This window comes from Janthinobacterium sp. SUN073 (genome assembly GCF_030397665.1).
Lineage (GTDB): Bacteria > Pseudomonadota > Gammaproteobacteria > Burkholderiales > Burkholderiaceae_D > Janthinobacterium.
The window spans coordinates 1742652-1768031 of record NZ_JAPUBT010000001.1 but is presented as its reverse complement, the minus strand read 5'-3'; the positions used below and the strand labels follow the sequence as shown (position 1 = coordinate 1768031).

Below are 25380 nucleotides of genomic sequence, written 5' to 3'. Positions count from 1 at the left end.
GTACGGCTTGTCCCTATAACCTTAGCAGGTACAGAGGATAAGACGGTACAACGTTGCGTGTGTGTTGATACAACTATTCATTACCCCAATCTTTGCTTCTTCCAGATTCAGGCTTTGTCGCTCAACCGAGGACAAATGCCAGTACAAGTTATGCCTGATGACCATAGCAAGTTGGTCCCACCCCTTCCCATCCCGAACAGGACCGTGAAACAACTTTGCGCCGATGATAGTGCTGCAACCAGTGTGAAAGTAGGTTATCGTCAGGCTTGTTATTCGCAGTAGAGAAAAACCCGTCAAGAAATTGGCGGGTTTTTTTTCGTCTGCTGATTTGGCAGGTTTTACAGCGTACAGGCGTAAAAAAAAGCAGCGCTACGCGCTGCCTTTGTCATTTATGACACCCATTAAAAGTGATAAGCGACTTTGACGTTCATGAAATTGACGCCGCTGTTGGGCTTCTTGTAGCCGCCGTTCGAGAAATGCTGGATCTTCGCAGCGACTTCCCATTTGTTATTGAAAACATAGCCGACGCCGATATGGTCGCCGAACTGGAAGTGGGTCGACAGACGGTTATCGTCGTTGTTGTACAGCTTGGACAGCATGTGTACGCCAATGCCGCCTTCCGCATAGAAACCCAGCTTGTTTGTGTTTTCAAAGCGGAACACGGGAGTAAAGCCCAGATCCCACAGTTTTTGATGCTGGCCAGGGACGTTGCGATAGCTCTTGCCATCCCAGCCGCCAATGCTGGCGTCCCAGTAACCGCTCAGCTGCGTGCCATTCGATACAAACCAGGCCTTATCCCAGTTCGAGGTCACGCCGGCGCGTACCATTTGTACCTTCACGCCCTTGGCATATTCGCCGTAGACGGAGTCGATCAGTTTGTCGTCGGCGGCAAAGCCGGCGTTGGCCGCCATCAGCGCGGCAACGGCGGCGATGGATTTGAGGAGATTCTTCTTGAAGAACATAGAGGCTTTCATCGTAAAATTGGCCGATAGGCTATTGTTGTACAGGCACCTTGCTTTGCATGCCGCTCTCGCCACTTGTTGATCTCAGGGGTTCAATTGACATTCTCTACAAAAATCGCATTTCTTGGTATCGGTCTGATGGGGGATCCGATGGTCCGGTGCCTGCTACGCGCTGGATATTCTGTCACAATTTGGAATCGCACGCACAGCAAGGCCCAAGTCCTGCGTGCGGCAGGGGCGCAGCCGGCCGTTTCCATAGCTGAGGCGGTCAGTGGCGCGGACCTGGTCATCTCGATGCTGGAAGCCGGTCCCATCGTGGCGCAGGTATTGCAAGAGGCGCTGCCGGCCCTGCCCGCAGGTGCGCTGTGGATCGATATGAGTTCCACCCAACAATCAGAAGCCCGGCAATTTCATGCTGTCTTGCACACGGCTGGCCATGGCTTCATCGATGCGCCCGTGTCGGGTGGCGTCGGCGGGGCGCAGGCGGGCACCCTGGCCATCATGGCTGGCGCCAGCACCAGCGATTACGCGCGCGTGGAAACTATCCTGGCGGCCATGGGCCGTCCGACTCTGGTGGGCCCGCCCGGCAGTGGCCAGGTTGCCAAGCTGTGCAATCAGCTGATCGTCGGCGCCACCTTGACCATCGTGGCCGAAGCGCTGTTGCTGGCCCAGGCGGCTGGCGCCGATGCGAGCGCCGTACGGGCGGCCATCCGCGGCGGTTTTGCTGAGAGCAAGATTTTGGAGGTACATGGCCAGCGCATGTTGGAGCGCAATTTTGTTGCCGGTGGTCAGGTGAAGAGCCAGATCAAGGACATGCACAACATCCTCGCGGCAGCCGAAGCGGCGCACGTCACTTTGCCGGTGACGCAACTGGTGACGCAGCGCTATGAAACCATTGCCGAAACGTACCCGACGGCCGACCATGCGGCGGCCTTGCTGGCCCTGGAAGCGTTGAATCCGGGCCAGCGCCTCGGTGACGGCCCGGACAAGCTCAGTTAAGCGACGGGCAGGCTCGCTTCGGCCAGCTTGACCCAGAAACTGGCGCCGATGGGCAGCAGATGGTCGTTGAAGTCGTAGCTGCCATTGTGCAAGACGCATGGCCCCAGACCGTGGCCGCCATCGCGGTGCTCGCCATCGCCATTGCCGATGAAGATGTAGCAGCCGGCCTTTTCTTGCAGGAAAAAGGCGAAATCTTCCGCGCCCATCGTCGGTTCGACATTCGCGTTGACCTTGTCGGCCCCCACCACGCTTTTCATCACTTCGATGGCAAACGCCGTTTCTTTCGCGTGGTTGACCAGCGGCGGATAGTTGCGCTTGAAGTGGAACTCGACTTCCGCGCCAAAGGCGGCGGCCGTGTGCACGGCGATGTCGCGCATGCGCTCTTCGATCAGGTCCAGCACGGGCGTGGTGAAGGTGCGCACGGTGCCGACCAGGCTGGCATCGTCGGGAATGACATTGGTGGCGCTGCCCGCATGGATTTGCGTGATGGACAGCACGGCCGTATCTAGCGGGCTCTTGTTGCGCGTGATGACGGTTTGCCAGCTTTGCGCGATTTGCACGGCCACCATCACGGGGTCGATGCCCTTGTGGGGCTGGGCCGCGTGCGCGCCCTTACCTTTGACGGTGACGTGGAATTCATTGCTCGACGCCATCATCGGCCCTGCCACCACGCTCAGGGTGCCCGTTTCGGCGCCTGGCCAGTTGTGCATGCCGTAGATGGCATCCATGGGAAACTTGCTAAACAAGCCGTCTGCTATCATTTCGCGCGCGCCGGCGCCGCCTTCTTCGGCCGGCTGGAAGATCAGGTACACGGTGCCGTCGAAATGGCGGTGCTGCGCCAGGTAATGGGCGGCACCGAGCAGCATGGTAGTGTGGCCGTCGTGGCCGCAGGCGTGCATCTTGCCCGGGTGGCGCGAGGCATGCTCAAAGGTATTCATTTCCTGCATCGGCAAGGCATCCATGTCGGCGCGCAGGCCGATGGCGCGTGTCGAGGTGCCATGCTGGATGATGCCGACCACGCCAGTGCGGCCCAGGCCGCGTACCACGGGAATGCCCCATTCCGTCAGTTTGGCGGCGACCACGTCCGAGGTGCGCTGTTCTTCGTAGCACAGTTCGGGGTGCGCATGCAGGTCGCGGCGGATACCTTGCAGCTCGGATTGAAACGCCAAGATCGGATCAACTAGTTTCATGGGACTCTCCTGTGGATGCTGGCGCGCAGCAATGTATGGCGCGCCGGACCGTGGCTGTTTGATCAAAAACAGGCGCGGCTAATAGTGCATTGTAGCCCTTGTTTGCCGGGTAAATCCAGCGCACGGACCAGCTTGCCATGGCGCCAACAGCAAGCGCGCGGAATGGTTTACAGTATCGCCTTCCCCCAACGTTTTTGGATTGCACCATGACCACCACCCAAGTGCGCGCCGCCTGCCCGCTCGACTGCCCCGATACCTGCGCCCTCCTGGTCACCGTGACCGATGGCGTGGCAACAGCCGTCAAGGGCGATCCTGATCACCCGACCACGGCTGGCGTGCTGTGCACCAAGGTGTCGCGCTTCACGGAACGCACCTACCATGCGGACCGGCTGCTGCATCCGCTGCGCCGCGTGGGCAAGAAGGGGGAGGGCAAGTTCGAGCGCATCAGCTGGGAAGAAGCATTGCAGACCATCGCGGCCCGCTTGAAACCGATCGCCGCGCGCGATCCGCAGGCGATCTTGCCGTACAGCTACTGCGGTACCATGGGCCTGGTGCAGGGCGAGTCGATGTCGTCGCGTTTTTTCAACCAGCTCGGTGCCTCCCTGCTGGACCGCACCATCTGCGCCTCGGCCGGCGCCACCGGCTACCGCTACACGGTGGGTGCCAGCATCGGCACGGACCTGGAACAGTTCCAGAACGCAAAATTGATCATCATCTGGGGTGGCAACCCGATCGCCTCGAACCTGCACTTCTGGATGCGCGCCCAGGAAGCCAAGCGCAATGGCGCCACCCTGATCGCCATCGACCCGTATCGCTCGCTGACGGCCGAAAAGTGCCACCAGCATATCGCCTTGCTGCCGGGTACCGACGCGGCCCTGGCGCTGGGCTTGATGCATGTGCTGATTACCGAAGACCTGGTCGACCATGACTATATCGCGCACTACACCATCGGCTATGCGGAACTGAAACAACGGGCCATGGCGTGGCCGCCCGAACGCGTGGCCGAGGTGTGCGGCATCACGGCCACGGAAGTGGTGGACCTGGCGCGCCTGTACGGCCAGGCGTGCCGTTCTGGCGAGGGCGCCGCCATCCGTACCAACTACGGCGTGCAGCGCGTGCATGGCGGCGGCATGGCGGTGCGCAACATCGCCTGCCTGCCGGCCCTGACGGGCGCCTGGCGCCATCCTGCCGGCGGCATGCAGCTGTCGAGCTCGGGTTCCTTTCCCGTCAACCGCAAGGCCCTGCAGCGCCCTGATTTGCTGAAAGGCACGCCGCGCACCATCAACATGAGCACCATCGGCGACGATCTGCTGAAAACCAGCTCGCCCGAGTTCGGCCCGCAAGTGGAAGCCGTGATCGTTTACAACTCGAATCCCCTGGCGGTGGCGCCCGATTCCTCGAAAGTGGCGCAGGGCTTTGCCCGCGAAGACTTGTTTACGGTCGTGCTCGAGCACTTCCAGACCGATACCGTCGATTACGCCGACATCGTGCTGCCCGCCACCACGCAGCTCGAACACATCGATGCGCACTCCACCTATGGCCACCTGTACATGATGGCGAACAATGCGGCCGTGGCGCCGCTGGGAGAAGCGAAGGCAAATACGGAAATCTTCCGCCTGCTGGCCCAATACATGGGCTTTGATGACCCGTGCTTCCAGGAAAGCGACGATGCGCTGGCGGCCAAGGCATTTGATGCGACGGATGCGCGCGCCGTGCATTTCGACTGGGAATCGCTGAAACGCACGGGCTGGCAAAAGCTGGCCATGCCCGAGGCGCCATTTGCCGAGGGTGGTTTCCCCACGCCATCGGGCAAGTGCGAGTTTTATACCAGTGCCATGGCGCAGGCGGGGCTTGATCCCTTGCCGACGTATATCGCGCCGCACGAATCGTTGGCCAGCAATCCCGCTCTGGCGGCGCGTTTCCCGCTGGCCATGATTTCGCCGCCGGCGCGCAATTTCCTCAATTCCACGTTCGTCAACGTGAAAAGCCTGCGCGCGGCCGAAGGCGAACCGCACCTCGATATCCATCCCGATGATGGCGCCGCCCGTGGCATCGCCGCCGGCGACATGGTGCGCATCTTCAATGACCGTGGCAGCTTTGTTGCCAAGGCCAGGGTGACGGACAAGGCAAGGCGGGGCCTGGTGGTGGGCTTGTCCGTGTGGTGGAAGAAACTCGCCAGCGATGGCAAGAACGCCAATGAAGTGACCAGCCAGCGCCTGACGGACATGGGCCGCGCGCCCACCTTCTACGATACGCTGGTCGAAGTGGAAAAGGTTGCCTGACATGCTGCGCTGGCCCGCCTGCTTGCTTGTCGGCACGGTGTGCCTGCTGCTGGGCGGCTGCACGCAGCTGCGCTACTACACGCAAGCTGCGCAGGGGCAATATGCCTTGTGGTCCGGCGCGCGGCCCATCGGCGACTGGCTGGAGGACCCGGCCACCGAGCCGCGCCTGAAAGTGCGCCTGGCCAGGGCGCAGCAAATTCGCCGCTTTGCCGTCAGCGAGCTGGACTTGCCCGACAATGGCAGCTACAAGAACTACGCGGCCCTGCGGCGCCCGTTTGTGCTGTGGAACGTGGTGGCCACGCCGGAACTGTCGCTGCAGCCGCTGCAATGGTGTTTTCCCATCGCCGGCTGCGTCAGCTATCGTGGCTATTACAGCAAGGAAGAGGCGCTCGCGTATGCGGACGAGTTGCGCGCCCAGCATTACGACGTGCAGGTGGGCGGCGTGCCCGCGTATTCCACCCTGGGCTGGTTCGATGATCCCCTGCTGTCGACCTTTATCAATTACAACGATGCGGAACTGGCGCGCCTGATCTTCCATGAACTGGCGCACCAGGTGGTGTACGTGCCCGGCGATTCGGCCTTCAACGAGTCATTCGCCAGTGCCGTGGAAGAGGCGGGCGTGCAGCGCTGGCTGGCGCGCGAGGGCAATGACGCCATGCGCGCGTCATACGCCCAGTATGCGGCGCGGCGTCAGGATTTTCTGGCCTTGCTGCTGACATACCGGGGCAAGCTGGAGGCCGTGTATGCCAGCGACGCCAGCGAGGCGGACAAGCGCGCGCGCAAGGCGCAGGTGTTTGTGGCATTGCAAGACGCGTATCAGGTATTGAAGCAAGACTGGGGTGGTTTTGCCGGTTACGACCGCTGGTTCGAGCAGCCATTGAGCAATGCGCACCTCGCTTCCGTGTCGACCTACAATGAATTTTTGCCTGCCTTCAAAAAATTGCTGGAAGAAAAAAAGAACTTTCGTGCTTTTTATGCTGCAGTGCACACAATGGCCCAGATCAAGAAGCCTGAGCGCAGGCATGCGCTGGAACAATTGTCCAGCCCCTGACCCGTAAAGATTGTTCCGTACGGCGAGGCAAGCGATTCGGTAACAGCGTATTTATCATGCTGCAGTGCAGCACAAAATGCCCTTAGAGTTGCTGCTCGAATACTGTTGAAAGCGCTTGCATGGAAGCGCGGCGCCCGATAGCATCGCATTAGTAGCATAGAGCAATTGCTCGCCAGAATGCTCAAACTGACTGCAGGACGACAGAATCCGCAGCAATGATCCGCGCCGGCAGGCTGCGCCGGCTCCCCCACGATTATTCGAGACAAGAGGCACAGGATGGAAAAAATTTGGCTGAAGTCGTATCCTCCCGGCGTTCCTGCCGACATCGATCCTGATCAATATCGTTCGCTGGTGCATTTGCTGGAAGAGGCGTTTCAAAAATATGCGGACCGCAATGCCTATGTCTGCATGGACAAATTTCTCACCTATGCCGAACTCGATACTTATTCGCGCCAGCTGGGTGCCTGGCTGCAAAGCCGTGGCTTGAAAAAGGGGGCCAGAGTTGCCCTGATGATGCCGAACGTGCTGCAGTATCCGGTGGCGATCGCCGCCGTGCTGCGCGCCGGTTACACTGTGGTCAACGTCAACCCGCTGTACACGCCGCGCGAACTCGAGCATCAGCTCAACGATTCGGGCAGCGAAGCCATCATCGTACTGGAAAACTTTGCCCATACGCTGGAACAAGTGTTGAGCAAGACGGCCATCAAGCACATCGTCGTCGCCAGCATGGGCGAGATGCTGGGCGGTTTGAAGGGCATGCTCGTCAATTTTGTCGTGCGCAACGTCAAGAAGATGGTGCCCGCGTATTCCTTGCCGAACGCCATGCGTTTCAAGCAGGCGCTGGCGCTGGGCAGCCGCATGAAACTCACGCCCGTCGAGCTGAGCATCAATGACCCTGCTTTCCTGCAATACACGGGTGGCACGACGGGCGTGTCGAAAGGTGCGACCCTGAGCCACCGCAATGTGATCGCCAATGTGCTGCAGAGCGAAGCGTGGTCGGGCGCGGCGCTCGATCCGAACAGCCGCGAGCAGCTGATCATCGTCTGCGCCTTGCCGCTGTACCATATCTTTGCCCTGACGGCGTGCGCAATGTGGGGCACGCGCGTGGGCGCCCTGAATATCCTGATCCCGAATCCACGCGATATCCCGGGCCTGATCAAGGAGCTGGGCAAGTACAAATTCAACCTGTTGCCGGCGGTCAATACGCTGTATAACGCGCTGGTGAATCACCCCGACTTTGCCAAGCTCGACTTCTCGGGCTTGAAGATCGCCAATGGCGGCGGCATGGCGGTGCAGCAAGCCGTCAATGACAAATGGCTGCAAGCGACGGGCGTGTCCATCATCGAGGGTTATGGCCTGTCGGAAACGTCGCCCGTCGCCACGTGCAACCGCGCCGACAGCACGGCGTTTTCCGGCACCATCGGCTTGCCGATTCCGTCGACCGAGATCGCGATTCTCGACGATGACGGCAAGGAAGTGCCGCTGGGGCAAACGGGCGAGATCGCCATCCGGGGTCCGCAAGTGATGACGGGCTACTGGAACCGTCCCGACGAAACAGCCAAGGTCATGACACCGGATGGCTACTTCAAATCGGGCGACGTGGGCATCATGGATGAGCGCGGCTACGTGAAGATTGTGGACCGCAAGAAAGACATGATTCTCGTCTCCGGCTTCAACGTGTATCCGAACGAAGTCGAAGCCGTTATCGCAGCCCATCCGGGCGTGCTCGAGTGCGCCTGCGTGGGCGTGCCCGATGAGCATTCGGGTGAAGCCGTGAAAGTGTTTGTGGTCCGCAATGACCCGAACCTGACCCAGGCAGTGCTGGCCGCGTATTGCAAGGAACAATTCACGGGCTACAAGCGGCCGAAATACATCGAGTTCCGCGATGAACTGCCGAAAACCAACGTCGGCAAGATTTTGCGTCGCGCCCTGCGTGACGAGAAAAAGATAGCAGCATAAACAATGTGGATGCGCCAGGAGGCGCATCCCTTTTACAGATAAAGATGAGGCGAGATGGACAAGATTTGGTTGAAGTCATACCCGGACAGCGTTCCCGCAGAGATTGACTGCACGCAATACCGTTCCGTGACGCATTTGCTGGAAGAGTCGTTCCAGAAATATGCGGACCGCAACGCTTTCGTGTGCATGGATAAATTCCTCACCTACCGCGAGCTCGACCAGCTGTCGCGGCAGATGGGTGCCTGGCTGCAAAGCAAGGGTCTGCAACGGGGTGCGCGCGTGGCGATCATGCTGCCGAACGTGCTGCAATATCCGGTGGCCATGGCGGCGATTTTGCGCGCCGGCTACACCGTGGTCAACGTGAACCCGCTGTACACGCCGCGTGAATTGCAGCACCAGCTGATCGATTCGGGCAGTGAAGCGATTATTGTGCTGGAAAACTTCGCCACCACGGTGGAGCAGGTGTTGCCGCATACCCAGGTCAAGCATGTGATCGTGGCCACCATGGGAGATTTGCTGGGTGGCTTGAAGGGCACGATTGTCAATTTCGTCGTGCGCAAGATCAAGAAAATGGTGCCCGCGTTTTCCTTGCCGGGCGCCATCAGTTTCAACAAGATGCTGGCCGAAGGTGCGCGCCTGACCTTGCGGCCGGTGCAGCAGGGGCATGACGATATCGTCTTCCTGCAATACACGGGTGGCACGACGGGCGTCTCAAAAGGCGCGATGCTGTTGCACCGTAACGTGATCGCCAACGTATTGCAAAACGAGGCGTGGATGTCGCCCGTGATGACGCCTGAAATGCGCGCCACCTCGATGGGATTCATGTGCGCCTTGCCCCTGTATCACATCTATTCGCTGACGGTCAGCGCCCTGATGGGCATGCGCCTGGGCGGCATGAGCGTGCTGATCCCCAACCCGCGCGACATCCCCGGTTTCGTCAAGGAATTGAGCAAGCACAAGATCGTCGTTTTCCCGGCCGTCAATACCCTGTACAACGCGCTGCTGAACAATGCCGAGTTTGCCAAGCTCGATTTCTCCAGCTACAAGGTGTGCAATGGCGGCGGCATGGCCCTGCAGCGCAACGTGGCCGAACGCTGGCTGAAACTGACGGGTTGCCCGCTGATCGAAGGCTATGGCATGTCGGAAACATCGCCCGTGGTGACGGGCAACCGTGTCGATATCACGGAATTCACGGGCACCATCGGCTTGCCATTCCCCTCGACGGAAGTGGCGATCTTGAACGATGATGGCGTGGAAGTGCCGCTGGGCGAACCGGGCGAAATCGCCGTGCGCGGCCCGCAAGTGATGGCCGGCTACTGGCAGCGTCCGGATGAAACGGCCAAGTCGATGACGGCGGACGGCTACTTCAAGACGGGCGACGTGGGCATCATGGACGAGCGCGGCTACGTGAAGATCGTGGACCGCAAGAAAGACATGATCATCGTGTCCGGCTTCAACGTGTATCCGAATGAAGTGGAAGACGTGGTTTCATCGTGCCCGGGCGTGCTGGAATGCGCGTGCATCGGCGTGCCGGACGCCAACGCGGGCGAAGCCGTGAAAGTGTTTGTCGTGCGCAAGGATCCGAACCTGACGGTGGAACAGATCCGCGAGCATTGCAAGCATGAATTGACGGCCTACAAGAAACCGAAATACATCGAGTTCCGCGATGAATTGCCGAAAACCAACGTCGGCAAGATCTTGCGTCGTCAATTGCGCGACGAAAAGAAGGTTGCCTAGGCTTTAACTCTGCAAGCCCGCCTTGCCGTCCTGGACGGTAAAGCGGGCCAGTGTCGCGATGCCGGATGCACTATCGCGCACATTCTCCAGGCCCTGGAACAGGGTCGTCGTTTTCTCTGGCGTGATCTCCATCAACATATAGCCGCGCTTGTCGCTGCGTCCGTAGCGGATGTGCGGGTTCATCGCCACATATTGCTCGGTGCGCGCCTGCGGGCGGGAGCTGGACGTGATGGAGGTACCGCAAAACTCGGTCGCCAGCACGGGATTGCTCTTGCCGGTGGGGCGCATGGCGTTGCGGCTCAGTTCCGTGGCATAAAAGGTGTGTACGTCGCCCGACAGCACCAGCGGGTTACGGGCCTTGCTGCTGTGCAGGGCGTCGAGCAGGTGCTGGCGCGCCATCGGATAGCCATCCCAACCATCGGTCCAGATGCGCTCGTCGCCGGGCCGCAGGATGGGCACCTGGCTAGCTTGCGCCATCAGGGTTTGCTGGGCCAGGATATTCCAGCGCGCCGGAGACGTATCGAGACCGGTTTGCAGCCAGCGCTGCTGCTCCTCGCCCAGCATGGTGCGCTGCGGTTTCAGCAAGTCGGGACAGTTGCGCGTGGTGACGGAATTGGAGCCGCCGCGGCCCGGCCTGGCGCACGCGTGGTAGGCGCGGTATTGCCGGTCATCGAGCACGTGGAAGCGCGCCAGCCGGCCCCAGTCGTAGCGCTGGTAGATGCGCATGTCGACAAAGCCCCGTCGCCCCAGCGGCAGCAAACGCAGCGGCATGTGTTCATAAAACGCCTGGTAGGCGGCCGCGCGGCGCTGCAAAAAGGTGGGTGTGAGCAATTCATCGCGGTCGTTGCCGTAATCATTGGCCACTTCATGGTCATCCCAGGTGACGATCCACGGCGCGGCCAGGTGGGCGCCCTGCAAATCCTGGTCGCTCTTGTATTGCGCATAGCGGGCGCGGTAGTCGTCCAGGGTAAAACTTTCGTGCGTGCGCATGGCCCGGTTCGGGTGCTGCAGCTGGTACGGTCCCCACTCATAAATGTAATCACCGAGAAAGGCCACCAGGTCCGGCGCCGCCGCCGCGATGTGCCGGTGCGCCGCATACGCGCCGAATTCCCAGTGCTGGCACGAGGCGACGGCCAGCTTCAGCGAGGAAGGCATGGAGCCGGGATCGGGCGCCGTGCGCGTGCGGCCCACGGGGCTGACGGCGTCGCCCAGCATGAAGCGGTACCAATACCAGCGTCCGGGCGCCAGGCCGCCCACGTCGACGTGCACGCTGTGCGCCAGGGCGGGCGTGGCCGTGGCTTGCCCCTTGGCGGCGATGCGCCGAAAAGCCTCGTCTTCGGCCACTTCCCAGCGCACATTCAGGGCGATGGTGGGCGTGGCGCTTGCCTGCAGCGGGTCGTAGCAGATGCGCGTCCACAGCACGACGGCGTCCGGCAAGGGCGAACCGGAGGCAACGCCGAGCGCAAACGGATAGCCGGTGCCGTTCAGGCGCGTAGCGGCGCTCGCGCTGGAGCCGGACAGCACACTGCCGGCGGCGGCCAGCGAGACGATGCGCGCAGCCCTCTGCAAGAAGATGCGGCGCTGGCTATCCATGCCGTCTGAAAATAAAACGTAGGATTATTGCGACAATAAGGTCTCGATGGGCGGCACCTTGCGCGGCTTGCGGTCGGAGTCGGTCGCCACGTAGATCAGGGTGGCTTCCGTGACTTTCACGATGCACGCCTGCAGGCGGTTGCGCTCGGCATACACCTCGACATTGACGGTGATCGAGGTATTGCCAACCTTGACGATTTCGGCGTAGAAGGATAGCAAATCGCCGACGAAGACGGGGTTTTTGAAGATGAAGGAGTTGACGGCGATGGTGGCGACACGGCCGTTGGCGCGCCGCGTGGCCGGAAGGGAACCGGCGATATCGACTTGCGCCATGATCCAACCGCCGAAGACGTCGCCGTACACATTGGCGTCGGATGGCGCGGGCATCATGCGCAATTCCGGCATTTTTCCGGCGGGCAGGCCGGAGGCGAGGCAGTTATCAGGGCGGTCGGGGGAGGTGCTCATCTTTTATTCTCATGAAAGGCTACAATTGCCCCGATTGAACCATAAAAAGCCGACCTTCGCCATGCGCCGTTCCCAGACTCCCCCTCCGCCCCGCTCGCCAGCTTCCGCCAGCCACAGCGATTTCGCCACCATCAAGACCTTGCTGCCCTACCTGTGGGTCTACAAATGGCGAGTGCTGCTGGCGCTGTTATGCCTGGTGGGCGCCAAGCTCGCCAACGTGGGCGTGCCCTTGATCCTGAAAAAACTCGTCGATGCCATGACGATCACGGCGGCGCATCCGCAAGCGCTGCTGGTGCTGCCCGTCGGCTTGCTGGTGGCGTATGGCTTGCTGCGCCTGTCGACCACCTTGTTTACGGAGTTGCGCGAATTCCTGTTTGCCCGCGTCACGCAGCGGGCCGTGCGCACCATCGCCCTGCAAGTGTTCCGCCACCTGCATGCCTTGTCCTTGCGCTTCCACCTGAACCGCCAGACGGGCGGCATGACGCGCGACATTGAACGGGGCACGCGCAGCGTCGGCTCGCTCATTTCCTATACTTTGTTCAACATCCTGCCGACCCTGGTGGAAATCACCCTGGTGCTCGGCTATCTGGTCTTGCATTACGACATCTGGTTCACCGTGATCACGTCGGTGGCGCTGGTGTCCTACATCGCGTTTACCGTCTTGGTGACGAACTGGCGTACGCATTTCCGCCGTACCATGAACGACCTCGACTCGAAGGCGAATACCAAGGCCATCGATTCGCTGATCAACTATGAAACCGTGAAATATTTCGGCAACGAGGATTACGAGGCGAAGCGCTACGATGAAGGCTTGCAGCGCTATGAATCGGCGGCCGTGAAATCGCAGACTTCCTTGTCCCTGCTCAATACGGGCCAGTCCTTGATCATCGCCACGGCCGTCACCTTGATACTGTGGCGCGCCACCGTGGGCGTGATCAATGGCAGCATGACTCTGGGCGACCTGGTGCTGGTGAACGCCTTCATGATCCAGCTGTATATCCCCCTCAATTTTTTAGGGGTCATCTACCGCGAAATCAAGCAAAGCCTGGCCGACATGGAACGCCTGTTTTCCCTGCTGAACGAAAACCGCGAAATCGCCGATACGCCGGAGGCCAAGCCGCTCGTCACGCGGGGCGCGGCCGTGCGCTTTGCGCATGTGGATTTCAGCTATGAAGCCAAGCGGCAAATCCTGTTCGACGTGGATTTCCAGATACCGGCCGGCACCACCACGGCCGTGGTGGGCCACAGCGGTTCGGGCAAGTCGACCCTGTCGCGTTTGTTGTTCCGCTTCTACGAAGTCGATGGGGGCAGTATCACCATCGATGGCCAGGATTTGCGCAGCATCACGCAGGACTCGCTGCGCGCCGCCATCGGCATCGTGCCGCAGGACACGGTGCTGTTCAACGACACCATCGAATACAACATCGCCTACGGCAAGCCGGGCGCCAGCAAGGACGCCATCGTGGCGGCGGCAAAAGCGGCGTCGATTCATGATTTTATTGAAAGTTTGCCAGATGGCTACAATTCCATGGTGGGCGAGCGGGGGCTAAAACTGTCGGGGGGCGAAAAGCAGCGCGTGGCGATTGCCCGCACCTTGCTGAAGGACCCGGCCATCCTGATTTTCGATGAAGCGACATCGGCGCTCGACTCCAAGGCCGAGCAGGCGATCCAGTCGCAACTGAAGGAAATCGCCAAAAACCGCACCACCCTGGTGATTGCGCACAGGCTGTCGACGGTGGCCGATGCCCAGCAAATCCTGGTGCTTGACCATGGCCGCATCGTCGAGCGGGGCACGCATCCGCAATTGCTGGCGCTTGACGGCTTGTATGCGCAAATGTGGCAACGCCAGCAGGCGAATCGGGACGATGAGGCGGAAGAGGACGACGCGCTGGCGGGGCTGGCGCCGGCAAAATAAATCGGCGGGGGAAAATCAGTAGGAAAAATGCTACAGCCGCGCTGATTCCGGCGCGCGTATAGCGCCTATTTGACGGCAATCGCAGAAAACGGCTGGTTCGGCGCTGAAAATGAAATAAAATTAATTCCATTGGTGGCGTTTGCACCACAGTTGTTTCGTCCGGCTTTGTATCCGGTTTGTCCGTCCAGGAGAATTTATGAAATTGACCAAAATCATCGCCACGCTGCTTAGCGTCGGTATCATCAGCAGCATGTCGCCAGTCCAGGCTCAGGAATTGACCGGCACCTTGGCCAAGATCAAGAAAGCCGGTTCCGTCACCCTCGGCGTGCGCGACGGCTCCGTTCCCTTCTCCTATCTCGATGACAAGCAGCAATACCAGGGTTATTCGATCGACCTGTGCATGAAAGTCGTCACGGCCCTGCAAAAGCACCTGGGCTTGACCGAACTGAAAGTGGTGATGAGCCCCGTCACCTCGGCCAACCGCATTCCGCTGATGGCCAACGGCACCATCGACCTCGAATGCGGCTCGACCACGAACAACCTGGAGCGCCAGCAGCAGGTGGCGTTTGCGCCCACCATGTTCGTCATCGGCAACCGCGTGCTGTCGAAAAAAACCTCGAACATCAAGACGCTGGAAGACTTGCGCGGCAAGACCCTGGTGGCCACGGCCGGCACGTCGACCATCAAGCAGATGACGATTTTGAACAAGGAAAAGAACCTGGGCATGACCATCGCCGTCGGCAAGGATCATCCTGAATCGTTCCTGATGCTGGAAACGGGCCGCGCGGTGGCCGAAGCCAACGACGACATCCTGCTGGCGTCGCAAGTGGCCAACTCGAAAAACCCGAACGACTACGAAATCACCAAGGAAGCGCTGTCGGTCGAGCCGTACGGCATCATGCTGCGCAAGGGCGATCCAGCCTTCAAGAAAGTGGTCGACGAAGCGCTGATCCGCCTGTACAAGAGCGACGACATCAACCGTATTTATGCGAAATGGTTTACCTCGCCTATCCCGCCGAAAAACATCAACCTGAAATTCCCCATGCCGCCGCAATTGAAGGCCGTGTTTGCGAATCCGACCGATTCGGGCGACCCGGCCGCGTATGCGGCCGTGCCCGAAGCGCAGAAGACATCGGACAAACGGAAAAAGTAACAAGACTGCGTAACAAACCGGGGGGCGCAAGCCTCCCGGTTTTATTTGCGGGGTAGGCGGCTGGCCGCTTTCCTCGAGCTGCATGGGAAGGATGATCATGAATTACAACTGGAATTGGCGCATCTTCTGGGAGATGTCCCCTGATGGCGTGGGCACGTATATGGATACCCTGTGGTCCGGCCTGGTGTGGACCCTGGCCACGGCCGGTGCGGCCTGGATCATGGCCTTGATCCTGGGCCTGGTGATCGGCACCGTCCGTACCCTGCCGAACAAATGGCTGGTGGGCCTGGCCAATGCGTATGTGGAATTGTTCCGCAATGTGCCGCTGCTGGTGCAGATGTTCCTGTGGTATTTCGTCATGCCGGAATTGCTGCCGCCGGACCTGGGCGCCTGGGTCAAGTCGCTGCCGAACGCGCCGTTCGTCACGGCTGTGCTGTGCCTGGGATTCTTTACCTCCTCGCGCGTGGCCGTGCAAGTGACGACGGGTATCGAGGCGCTGCCGCGCGGGCAGAAACTGGCCGGTACGGCGCTGGGCCTGACCCTGCCGCAAACTTACCGCTTCATTTTGCTGCCGATGGCAGCGCGCGTCATCATGCCGCCGCTGACCAGCGAATTTTTGAACATCATCAAGAACAGTTCCGTGGCATTGACCATCGGCCTGATCGAACTGACGGCCAGCGCGCGCGCCATCCAGGAGTTTTCCTTCCAGGTGTTCGAGGCGTTTTCGGCTGCCACCATCATTTACGTCGTCGTCAATCTGCTGGTGGTGGTGCTGATGCACCTGATCGAGAAAAAGGTCGCCATCCCGGGCTTCATCGTCGCCGGCGCCAAGACGGGAGGACACTGACATGTTAGGTAACTTCGATTTCGATGTCATCTCCCGTTCGTGGGTTTACCTGTTCCAGACCGGCATGGTCTTCACCCTGAAACTGACGGCGCTGGCCATGGTGGGCGGCATCGTGCTGGGCACCCTGCTGGCGCTGATGCGCCTGTCCAGCAGCCGCCTCATCTCGGGCGTGGCATCGAGCTACGTCAACCTGATACGCTCGATCCCGCTGGTGCTGGTGATCTTCTGGTTCTACTTCCTGGTGCCGTACATTGCCGCCTGGGTCATCGGCGCGAATGAACCCGTGAAAGTGGGCGCATTTTCTTCCGCGCTGATCACCTTCATCATGTTCGAGGCGGCCTACTATTGCGAGATCATGCGCAGTGGCATACAGTCGATTCCGCGCGGCCAAGTGTGGGCCGGGCAGGCGCTGGGCATGAATTACTGGCAAACCATGGGCAGCATCGTGCTGCCGCAGGCCTTCCGCAACATGATCCCCGTGCTGCTGACGCAGACCATCGTGCTGTTCCAGGACGTGTCGCTCGTATACGTGCTGTCGATCCCTGATTTCGTCGGCGCCGCCTCGAAAATCGCGCAGCGCGATGGCCGCCTGGTGGAAATGTATGTGTTTGTCGCCGTCGTGTATTTCGTGCTGTGCTATGCCTTGTCGTTCCTGGTAAAACGCCTGCAGAAACGCGTCGCCATCATTCGCTAACCGAAAAAGAAAGAACAAGATGATCGAACTCAATAACGTCAGCAAATGGTATGGCCAGTTCCAGGTACTGACCGACTGCACCACCGAGGTCGCCAAGGGCGACGTGATGGTCATTTGCGGCCCGTCCGGCTCCGGCAAGTCGACCCTGATCAAGACCGTCAACGGCCTCGAACCGATACAGCAGGGGCAGATCATCGTCGACGGTATCAGCGTCAACGATCCGAAGACGAATTTGTCGAAACTGCGCGCGCGCATCGGCATGGTGTTCCAGAATTTCGAACTGTTTCCGCACCTGTCCATCCGCGAAAACCTGACCATCGGCCAGATCAAGGTGCTCGGTCGCAGCGCCGACGAAGCCAATGCCAAGGGCTTGAAATACCTGGACCGCGTGGGCCTGCTGTCGCAGCAGGATAAATTCCCCGGCCAGCTGTCGGGCGGCCAGCAGCAGCGCGTGGCGATCGCGCGCGCGCTGTCGATGGACCCGATCGCCATGCTGTTCGACGAGCCCACTTCGGCGCTCGATCCGGAAATGATCAACGAGGTGCTCGACGTGATGGTGGGCCTGGCGCAGGAGGGCATGACGATGATGGTCGTCACGCACGAAATGGGCTTTGCCAGGCGCGTGGCCAACCGCATCGTCTTCATGGACCAGGGCAAGATCATCGAAGATTGCAGCAAGGATGACTTCTTCAACACCACGCGCTCGGACCGCGCGCGCGATTTCCTGGCCAAGATCATCCATTAATTTTCACCGCGCGAACAGGAGCTGACGGCCAGGGTGGCTGCATCCTGATTCGCGTACACTCCTGATATTGAAAACGGCCAGTGCACACTGGCCGTTTTATCGTCCGGCAGCGAGCGTGCACGGGGTGTCCGGGCAGGCAGGCCGGTCCCGCGGCTGGTAAAATGGCGTTATCCGCAATGACCGCCTGAGAGCAGCCGCCATGTCCACACTCGATCACACCCCGACCGCCGTCCCATCTTCCATCACCATCACCCGTCCTGACGACTGGCATTTGCACCTGCGCGACGGCGCCGTCATGGCCAGCGTGCTGCCGCACAGCGCGCGCCAGTTCGGCCGCGCCATCGTCATGCCGAACCTGAAACCGCCCGTCACCACCACGGCCGATGCTAGCGCCTACCGCGAACGCATCCTGGCCGCCGTGCCCGAAGGCGTGAACTTCGATCCGCTGATGGTGCTGTACCTGACGAACAATACTTCGCCCGACGAAATCCGCCGTGCGCAGGACAGCGGTATCGTGCAGGCTGTGAAGCTGTATCCGGCCGGTGCCACGACGAATTCCGACCTGGGCGTGACGGATTTGAAGAATTGCTACAAGGTGCTCGAAGTGATGCAGGAAGTGGGCATGCCCTTCCTCGTGCACGGCGAAGTGACGGACCCGGAGATCGACATTTTCGACCGCGAAGCCGTCTTCATCGAGCGCGTGATGCGCCCGCTGCGCAGCGCCTTCCCGGCCCTGTCCGTCGTGTTCGAACACATCACCACCAAGGATGCGGCGCAGTACGTGGCCGAAGCGGAAGGCCCGATCGCCGCCACCATCACGGCGCATCATTTGCTGTACAACCGCAACGAGATTTTCAAGGGTGGCATCCGCCCGCATTACTACTGCCTGCCCATCCTCAAGCGCGAAGAGCACCGCCTGGCGCTGATGACGGCCGCCGCCAGCGGCGACGAGCGTTTCTTCCTCGGCACCGACTCGGCGCCGCACGCGCAAGGCGCCAAGGAAATGGCTTGCGGCTGCGCCGGTTGCTACACGGCCCTGCACGCGATGGAAATGTATGCCGAAGCGTTCGAACGGGCCGGTGCGCTGGATAAACTGGAAGCGTTCGCCAGCTTCCACGGCCCTGCCTTCTACGGCGTGCCGCGCAACACGGACAGCATCACCTTGAAGCGCGAAAGCTGGACCTTGCCAGCCTCGCTGCCGCTGGGCGACAGCCATGTGATTCCGCTCAACGCGGGCGAGCAGATCAACTGGAAAATGGTCTAAGCGCTCCATGCTGCCATCGATAGACTGGACCCGCCCCTGGTTTGCCACGGTGCTGCCGGCGCGACGGCAGCTGGACCTGCAGCGCGATACGGTAATCGTCGCGCTGAACGGACGGGCGCGGGCGCTGGACTTGCGCAATCCCACCGACTTGCCGCTGGCCTTCGTGCCGCAAGCGGACTTGCCAGAAGGCGTGGCCTACGAAGAGTTCATCGGCGCGACGGGCGGCGTGCCCACGCGCGACAATCTGCACGATTTTTTCAACGCGCTCGTGTGGCTCACCTTCCCGCGCATCAAGCGGCAGCTGAACGCGCTGCAGGCGGCGCAGATCGCCCTGTCCGGCGTCGGCAAATCGCGTGGTCCGGCACGCGACGGCGCGACGATTTTCGATGAGAATTCCGCCTTGCTGGTGCTGCGCGACAGCGATGCCGGACGCGCGCTGGAAGCGGCCTTGCGCGGACACGACTGGCGCAGCGCGTTCATTGCGCAGCGCGAGAAATTTGGCACCGGCGGCGACGCCGAAGTCTGGCTGTTCGGCCACGCGCTGATGGAAAAACTGGTAGCGCCACGCAAGGCCATCACGGCGCACACGCGCGTGATCTTTGCCGGCGACGCCTACTTCGCACTCGATGATGCGGCACGCCGCACCTGGCTCGACGAGCGTGTGGCGCAAGACCTGGCCAGTGATGGCTTGACGACAGCCGATTTCACGCCGCTACCCGTGCTGGGCTTGCCCGGCTGGTGCGAGGGGCAGGACGACGATTTTTACAATGACGCGGCGGTGTTCCGCCCGAAGCGCAAGGCAGCTGGCGCAGAAAGAGAGTAGAGCATGGAAAACACTGTCCGCTGGGGCATCCTCGGCACCGGCAAGATCGCCCGCGCGATGGCCCATGGCTTGCGCGATGCACCCGGCGCGCAACTGGTGGCGGTCGCTTCGCGCAGCGCCGCCGGCGCGCAGGCCTTCGGCGCCGAATTCGGCATCGAGCGTTGCCACGGCTCCTACCAGGCGCTGGCTGACGATCCTGGCGTGGACGTGATCTATATCGCCACGCCGCATACCCTGCATGCGGAAAATGCCGTGCTGTGCCTGGCGGCAGGCAAGCACGTCGTGTGCGAAAAGCCGTTCACCATGAACGCGCGCGAAGCGCAGGCCGTGGTCGATCTGGCGCGCGAAAAAAAGCTGTTTTTGATGGAAGCCATGTGGAGCCGCTTCCTGCCGGCCGTGCAGGAAGCGCAGCGCATCATCGCCAGCGGCGAAATCGGCGTGCTGCGGCAAGTGCAGGCCGATATCGGCTTTGTCGCCGATTTCCCGCCCGAGCACCGCATGTTCAATCCGGAACTGGGTGGCGGCGCGCTGCTCGACGTGGGCATCTACCCGCTGTCGATGGCGGCGTTCTTCCTCGGCCCGGTTTCGCAGGTGCAGGCGCTGGCTGAAATGGGCGCCACCGGCGTCGATGAGCAGGTGGTGTTTTCCCTGCTGCACGCGGGTGGCGGCACCTCGTCCTGCGCCTGCAGCCTGCGCGCGCAAACGCCGACGGAAATGAGCATATCCGGCAGCCTGGGTAGGATTCGCCTGCCCAACCGTTTTTACAAACCCGACCACCTGATCGTCGAAACGATGGATGGCGAACGCCGCGTTGTCGCCATGCCCCACCTGGGCAATGGCTACGCGCACGAGGCCATCGAAGCGATGCGCTGCATCCGCGCCGGCCTGCTGGAAAGTCCCGTCATGCCGCACGCGGACAGCGTGTCGCTGATGCACAACCTTGACACCATGCGCGGCCAGATCGGTCTCGTGTATCGCTCTGACCACAGCGCCGAGCAGGCGTGAACAGGAACCCCATGACATCGCCTTCATCCCGCCCCAGCCTGAAAACCGTCCTCATCGCCAGCGGCGTCGTCCTGACCCTGGCGATGGGCGTGCGCCACGGCCTGGGCTTCTGGATGCAGCCGATCTCGCAAGCGAATGGCTGGACGCGCGAAACGTATTCGCTGGCGCTGGCCATGCAAAACCTGATGTGGGGCGTCTTCGGTCCGTTCGCCGGCATGGCGGCCGACCGCTTCGGCACCATGCGCGTCGTCATCGTCGGCGCCATCAGCTACATGGCGGGCCTGGTGTGGATGGCGCTCGTGACGCAACCCGTGCTGTTCATCGCCGGTTCCGGTATCTTCATCGGCCTGGCGCTGGCCTGCACGGCCTTTGGCGCCATCAGCGGCATCATCGGCCGCAGCGCGCCGCCCGAGCAGCGCTCGTGGGCCTTCGGCATCTCGTCGGCGGCCGGCTCGTTCGGCCAGTTCCTGATGATGCCGGTGGAGCAGCAGCTGATTTCCGCCGTGGGCTGGCAAAACGCCTTCTATGTGCTGGCCGCGCTGGTGCTGCTGGCGATGATCCCGATGGCCTTCTACCTGCGCGAGCCGCCCGTGACGCACGCCAGCGGCCCGCAGCAAAGCGTTGGCGCGGCCTTCAGCGAAGCCATCGCCAGCCGCTCGTTCTGGCTGCTGCTGGCAGGGTATTTTGTCTGCGGTTTCCAGCTGGTCTTCATCGGCGTGCACTTGCCGGCCTACCTGAAGGACCAGGGCCTGATGAATCCGAACATCGCCGTCACGGCGCTGGCGCTGATCGGCCTGTTCAATATCGTCGGCTCCTATTACGCGGGCAAACTCGGTGGCAAGATCGCCAAGCGCTACCTGCTGTCGGCCATCTACGTGACGCGCGCCGTGGTCATCACCGTGTTCCTGCTGGCGCCATTGTCGGCGTGGTCGGTGTACCTGTTTGCCGCCGGCATGGGCGTGCTGTGGCTGTCGACCGTGCCGCTGACGAACGGCATCATCGCCGGCATCTTCGGCGTGAAGCACCTGTCGATGCTGGCCGGGATGGTGTTCTTCTCGCACCAGGTGGGCAGTTTCCTGGGCGCGTGGCTGGGCGGCTATCTGTACGAGCACCAAGGCAGTTACCACATCGTCTGGATGATCACCATCGGCCTGGGGCTCATGGCCGCGCTGATCAACCTGCCCATCGACGAGCGCGCCGTCAAGCGCGTGGCGGTGGCGGCATAATGGGCAGCTGGCGCACGTGGCTGTGGCGCCTGGCTGGCGCCGCGCTGCTGACCCTCGTCTTCCTGGCCTATCTGCGGCCCGACTTCATGCTCGACCTGGCGAACCGCTTCTGGATGTGCATGTAGGTCTATTGGAGGGTAGGTGATTTGACTTTCGATTTTACTGCGGCTGATGTTGCCGCCAGCTTTGATGCGGGCACCTTGCATCGCGGCCGCGATTATGTGCGTCGCGGCAAGGTGCTGGCCGTCACGGCCGATGGCGATGCGATCAAAGGTAAGGTCAGCGGGAGCGGCGGTCAACGCTACCGGCAAACGGTGCGGATCAAGCCAGGCCCGCGCGGCGTGCGATTCGATGGCGATTGCAGTTGTCCCATGGATTACAACTGCAAGCATGTGGTGGCGCTCTTGCTACGCTACCTGGAACTGACGCCGCCGCAGCCTGCGGCCGTGCCTGGGGATGGGCTCACGCCAGTCCTGCTTTCCTGGTTGCGCGGCCTGGCGCAGGCCGTTGCGCCCAAGCCCGTGATCAAACGCGCGGGCGCTGCGACCCAAGCCATGTATCGCCTGGTGTATGTGCTCATGCCCAACCCTGCGGGATGTCTGGATCTGTTGTTGTGTCGCGCGCGGCTGCGCGTCGGCGGCGCCATTGCCTCGGTGTCGGTGCTGGCCAATCTCTACGATATTCGTCATTCCCCGCCGGCGTACATGACGGCGGCCGATCGTTATTCGGCGCATCTGTTTTTCCTGCTGCGCGCAGGCTCCGAGTTTTCCACCGCTGTTGCTGCTGTGCGCGGTGCCATCGGCGCCGAGCTGCTGCAAGACCTGCTGCAAAAGCAGCGGCTGTTCCGCGCCGCCACACGCGATGAGCTGAAGGTTGGCCTGCTGACCCGGATGCAGGCGGCCGATGCGCGCCAGACGCACCTGGCTTGGGCCATACAGGACGACGAAAGCGTCATGCTGCGCTGGGAGTCGGAGGATGGCGCGCCGCTGGAGCATGTGCTGGCGACGGAGCCTGCGCTGTTTGTTCAGGCTGGAGAAATCGGGCCGCTGAACTTGCCCGAAGGTCTGACGGGCCTGGCGCTGAACGACTTGAAGCTGCTGGTGGCCAGCGCGCCGCGCGTCGCCGGCAAAGAGCGCGCCGTCCTGGCGCGTGAACTGCTGGCGCAAGGACTGGACCGCATCGTTGCGCCGCCGCCGGCACTGCGCAAGATAGTCCGGCGCGATATCGCGCCGCGTCCTTTCCTGCTGATGGCTAGCGTCGACAGCGATGCCGCCGCTGCGCCGCCGCACGACTTCGTCCTGCTGGCGTTTGATTATGACGGCATGCGCGCCTCTGCCGACGCCGCATACCAGCTGCAGCGGCATAGCGCCAACGGCAACGAGACGATCAAGCGCGATATGGATGCTGAAAAAGCTGCCATGAGCAGCCTGCAAGCGCACGGTTTTGTCGCCCCCGATGCCAGCATATCGGCGCTAGGTTCGGTGGCCGGCATCCTGCAGTTGCCGAACCAGGCCGCCTGGCTCGATTTTGCCGCACATGGCGTGCCTGCCTTGCGCCAGCAGGGCTGGCTGATCGAATACGGCCCCGGCTACCGTTACGATCTGGCATCGGTCGACGATTGGTATGCCGAGGTGGCGGAAGACGGCGAGGGCGGCAACGCCTGGTTCGAGCTGGAACTGGGCATCGTCGTCAATGGGCAGCGCGTTCCCTTGCTGCCGGTGCTGCTGCAATGGATACGCGAGGCGCCCGATCATTTCGATCCGGCCGCGCTGGCGCTGCACGACGATGCCGAACACTTGATCGCCAGCCTGCCCGACGGCATGCGGGTGGCCCTGCCGTGGAGCCGCATCAAGCCCATCCTGCATACTTTGGGCGAGCTGTATTTCAAGGAGCGTATCGGCGCCGGCATGCGCTTGCCGGTGCTCGATGCGGCGCGCCTGGCCGAACTGGAAGGGAGCGCGCAGCTGCGCTGGACGGGCGGCGAGCGGCTGCGTCAACTGGGCGCCCGGCTGCGCGGGTTCGACGGCGTGGCACCGGTTGCCGCGCCAACGGGCCTGCAGGCGAGTTTGCGTCCCTACCAGAGCGAAGGGCTGGCGTGGATGCAGTTCCTGCGCGAATACCATTTCGCCGGCATCCTGGGCGATGACATGGGGCTGGGGAAAACCATCCAGACGTTGTCCCACATCTTGCTGGAAAAGGAGGCGGGCCGGCTGACGTCGCCAGCGCTGGTGGTCGCGCCGACTAGCCTGATGGGCAACTGGCAGGCCGAAGCGGCGCGCTTCGCGCCCGCCCTGAGAGTGCTGCTGCTGCACGGACCGCAACGCGCGCAGCATTTCGAACAGATGGGGCACTATGACCTGGTGCTGACCACGTATGCGCTGCTGCCGCGCGACGAGGAAGCCTTGCGCCGCCAGCACTTTCATTTGCTGATCCTGGACGAGTCGCAATACATCAAGAACAGCAACTCGAAGGCCGCGCAGACGGCGGCGCTGCTACCGGCCACGCACCGCTTGTGCCTGACCGGCACGCCGCTGCAAAATCATTTGGGCGAGTTGTGGGCGCAGTTTCACTTTTTGATGCCAGGCTTGCTCGGCGATCAAAAAACCTTTAACTCCGAGTTCCGCAAACCGATAGAAAAGCTCGGCGATGGCGCGCGCAACGCTTTCCTGGTACGGCGCATCAAACCGTTTCTGCTGCGCCGTACCAAGGACACGGTGGCCAAGGAGTTGCCGGCCAAGACAGAAATGGTACGCGAAGTCGAACTGGCCGGCGTGCAGCGCGATCTGTACGAAACGGTGCGCCTGGCGATGGCCGAAAAAGTGCGCGCGGCGATTGCCGCCAAGGGCCTGGCACGCAGCCAGATCGTGATCCTGGACGCCTTGCTCAAGCTGCGCCAGGTCTGTTGCGACCCGCGCCTGGTGGCCGGCGCCGGCAAGAAATGCATGGCGCCGTCGGCCAAGTTGGCGGAATTGATGGAGATGCTCGAAGCGTTGCTGGCCGAAGGGCGCAAAGTGCTGGTATTCTCGCAATTTACCAGCATGCTGGCGCTGATCGAAGAGCAGTTGCGCGAGCGCGGCATCGCGTATGCCTTGCTGACCGGCGAGACGAAGGATCGCAGCGCGCAGGTCGACACCTTCCAGCAAGGTAGCGTGCCACTATTTTTGATCAGCCTGAAGGCTGGCGGTGTTGGCTTGAATCTGACCGCGGCCGATACCGTGATCCACTACGATCCATGGTGGAATCCGGCAGCGGAAAATCAGGCCACCGACCGTGCCTGGCGCATCGGCCAGGACAAGCCGGTATTCGTCTACAAATTGATCGCCAAAGGTACGCTGGAAGAAAAGATTCAGGAAATGCAGCGCCGCAAGGCCGAACTGGCCGATGCCGTATTGGCCCAGGGTCCGGCGCAAGCGCTGGCGATCACGCAAGACGATTTGCAGGTGATTTTTTCGCCCTTGAAAAGCGCTTAA

Annotated in this window: 20 protein-coding genes and 1 rRNA gene; 17 read left to right on the top strand and 4 right to left on the bottom strand. The window is 61.6% G+C overall.

Annotated features, from left to right (window positions below; all coding sequences use genetic code 11):
• The first annotated feature begins 153 nt into the window (after positions 1-153).
• Positions 154-266 (top strand): 5S ribosomal RNA (gene rrf / locus O0882_RS08010).
• A gap of 135 nt (positions 267-401) precedes the next feature.
• Here the strand turns inward: rrf and O0882_RS08005 are convergent.
• Positions 402-974, bottom strand: a complete 573-nt coding sequence (locus O0882_RS08005) for an acyloxyacyl hydrolase (protein ID WP_289946750.1) — start codon at positions 972-974, stop codon at positions 402-404.
• Between the two features lie 102 nt (positions 975-1076).
• On the opposite strand from O0882_RS08005, the gene O0882_RS08000 reads away from it, so the two are divergent.
• A complete protein-coding gene (locus O0882_RS08000) occupies positions 1077-1961 on the top strand; it encodes an NAD(P)-dependent oxidoreductase (RefSeq protein ID WP_289946892.1) in 885 nt (294 codons plus the stop codon).
• Here O0882_RS08000 and O0882_RS07995 read toward each other — a convergent pair.
• Positions 1958-3151: a M20 aminoacylase family protein gene (locus O0882_RS07995; protein ID WP_289946748.1), complete on the bottom strand. Its 1194-nt coding sequence runs from the start codon at positions 3149-3151 to the stop codon at positions 1958-1960. The genes O0882_RS08000 and O0882_RS07995 overlap by 4 nt on opposite strands.
• Before the next feature lie 206 nt (positions 3152-3357).
• Between O0882_RS07995 and O0882_RS07990 the strand changes: the two genes are divergently transcribed.
• From O0882_RS07990 to O0882_RS07975, 4 genes are all read left to right on the top strand, one after another.
• Complete coding sequence (locus O0882_RS07990) at positions 3358-5433, top strand: molybdopterin oxidoreductase family protein (protein WP_289946745.1); 2076 nt, start codon at positions 3358-3360, stop codon at positions 5431-5433.
• Between the two features lies 1 nt (position 5434).
• Positions 5435-6484, top strand: coding sequence for an aminopeptidase (locus O0882_RS07985; RefSeq protein WP_289946742.1), 1050 nt, complete (start codon positions 5435-5437; stop codon positions 6482-6484).
• 276 nt (positions 6485-6760) lie between these two features.
• On the top strand, positions 6761-8443 hold the full coding sequence (locus O0882_RS07980; protein WP_289946741.1) for a long-chain fatty acid--CoA ligase: 1683 nt from the start codon (positions 6761-6763) through the stop codon (positions 8441-8443).
• A gap of 54 nt (positions 8444-8497) precedes the next feature.
• A complete protein-coding gene (locus tag O0882_RS07975; RefSeq protein WP_289946740.1) occupies positions 8498-10180 on the top strand; it encodes a long-chain-fatty-acid--CoA ligase in 1683 nt (560 codons plus the stop codon).
• A 3-nt stretch (positions 10181-10183) separates the two neighbouring features.
• On the opposite strand, the gene O0882_RS07970 is transcribed toward O0882_RS07975, so the two are convergent.
• Both O0882_RS07970 and O0882_RS07965 read right to left on the bottom strand, forming a co-directional pair.
• Positions 10184-11773, bottom strand: coding sequence for an alkaline phosphatase D family protein (locus O0882_RS07970; RefSeq protein ID WP_289946739.1), 1590 nt, complete (start codon positions 11771-11773; stop codon positions 10184-10186).
• Positions 11774-11797: 24 nt separating this feature from the next.
• Positions 11798-12163: an acyl-CoA thioesterase gene (locus tag O0882_RS07965; protein WP_243420446.1), complete on the bottom strand. Its 366-nt coding sequence runs from the start codon at positions 12161-12163 to the stop codon at positions 11798-11800.
• Between the two features lie 136 nt (positions 12164-12299).
• On the opposite strand from O0882_RS07965, the gene O0882_RS07960 reads away from it, so the two are divergent.
• The 11 genes from O0882_RS07960 (at position 12300) to O0882_RS07910 (ending at position 25380) form a co-directional block, all read left to right on the top strand.
• Positions 12300-14153, top strand: coding sequence for an ABC transporter ATP-binding protein/permease (locus tag O0882_RS07960; protein ID WP_289946737.1), 1854 nt, complete (start codon positions 12300-12302; stop codon positions 14151-14153).
• A gap of 196 nt (positions 14154-14349) precedes the next feature.
• A complete protein-coding gene (locus tag O0882_RS07955) occupies positions 14350-15306 on the top strand; it encodes an amino acid ABC transporter substrate-binding protein (RefSeq protein ID WP_289946735.1) in 957 nt (318 codons plus the stop codon).
• 97 nt (positions 15307-15403) lie between these two features.
• Positions 15404-16153, top strand: a complete 750-nt coding sequence (locus O0882_RS07950; RefSeq protein ID WP_219132402.1) for an amino acid ABC transporter permease — start codon at positions 15404-15406, stop codon at positions 16151-16153.
• A gap of 1 nt (position 16154) precedes the next feature.
• The gene (locus tag O0882_RS07945) at positions 16155-16847 is read left to right on the top strand and encodes an ABC transporter permease subunit (protein ID WP_289946733.1); all 693 of its coding nucleotides are present in this window, start codon (positions 16155-16157) and stop codon (positions 16845-16847) included.
• A gap of 19 nt (positions 16848-16866) precedes the next feature.
• A complete protein-coding gene (locus O0882_RS07940) occupies positions 16867-17592 on the top strand; it encodes an amino acid ABC transporter ATP-binding protein (RefSeq protein ID WP_099761846.1) in 726 nt (241 codons plus the stop codon).
• A gap of 199 nt (positions 17593-17791) precedes the next feature.
• The gene (pyrC, locus tag O0882_RS07935; protein ID WP_289946729.1) at positions 17792-18856 is read left to right on the top strand and encodes a dihydroorotase; all 1065 of its coding nucleotides are present in this window, start codon (positions 17792-17794) and stop codon (positions 18854-18856) included.
• A gap of 7 nt (positions 18857-18863) precedes the next feature.
• Positions 18864-19679: a DUF3025 domain-containing protein gene (locus O0882_RS07930; RefSeq protein WP_289946727.1), complete on the top strand. Its 816-nt coding sequence runs from the start codon at positions 18864-18866 to the stop codon at positions 19677-19679.
• Between the two features lie 3 nt (positions 19680-19682).
• Complete coding sequence (locus O0882_RS07925; RefSeq protein WP_289946726.1) at positions 19683-20684, top strand: Gfo/Idh/MocA family oxidoreductase; 1002 nt, start codon at positions 19683-19685, stop codon at positions 20682-20684.
• Between the two features lie 11 nt (positions 20685-20695).
• Positions 20696-21910 carry an MFS transporter gene (locus O0882_RS07920; protein ID WP_289946725.1) on the top strand — a complete coding sequence of 405 codons (1215 nt, stop codon included), beginning with the start codon at positions 20696-20698 and terminating at the stop codon, positions 21908-21910.
• Positions 21910-22035 (top strand): hypothetical protein, encoded by a 126-nt coding sequence (locus tag O0882_RS07915; protein WP_289946723.1) that lies wholly within the window; start codon positions 21910-21912, stop codon positions 22033-22035. Before O0882_RS07920 ends, O0882_RS07915 begins: the two co-directional genes overlap by 1 nt.
• Before the next feature lie 21 nt (positions 22036-22056).
• Positions 22057-25380 (top strand): DEAD/DEAH box helicase, encoded by a 3324-nt coding sequence (locus O0882_RS07910; protein WP_289946721.1) that lies wholly within the window; start codon positions 22057-22059, stop codon positions 25378-25380.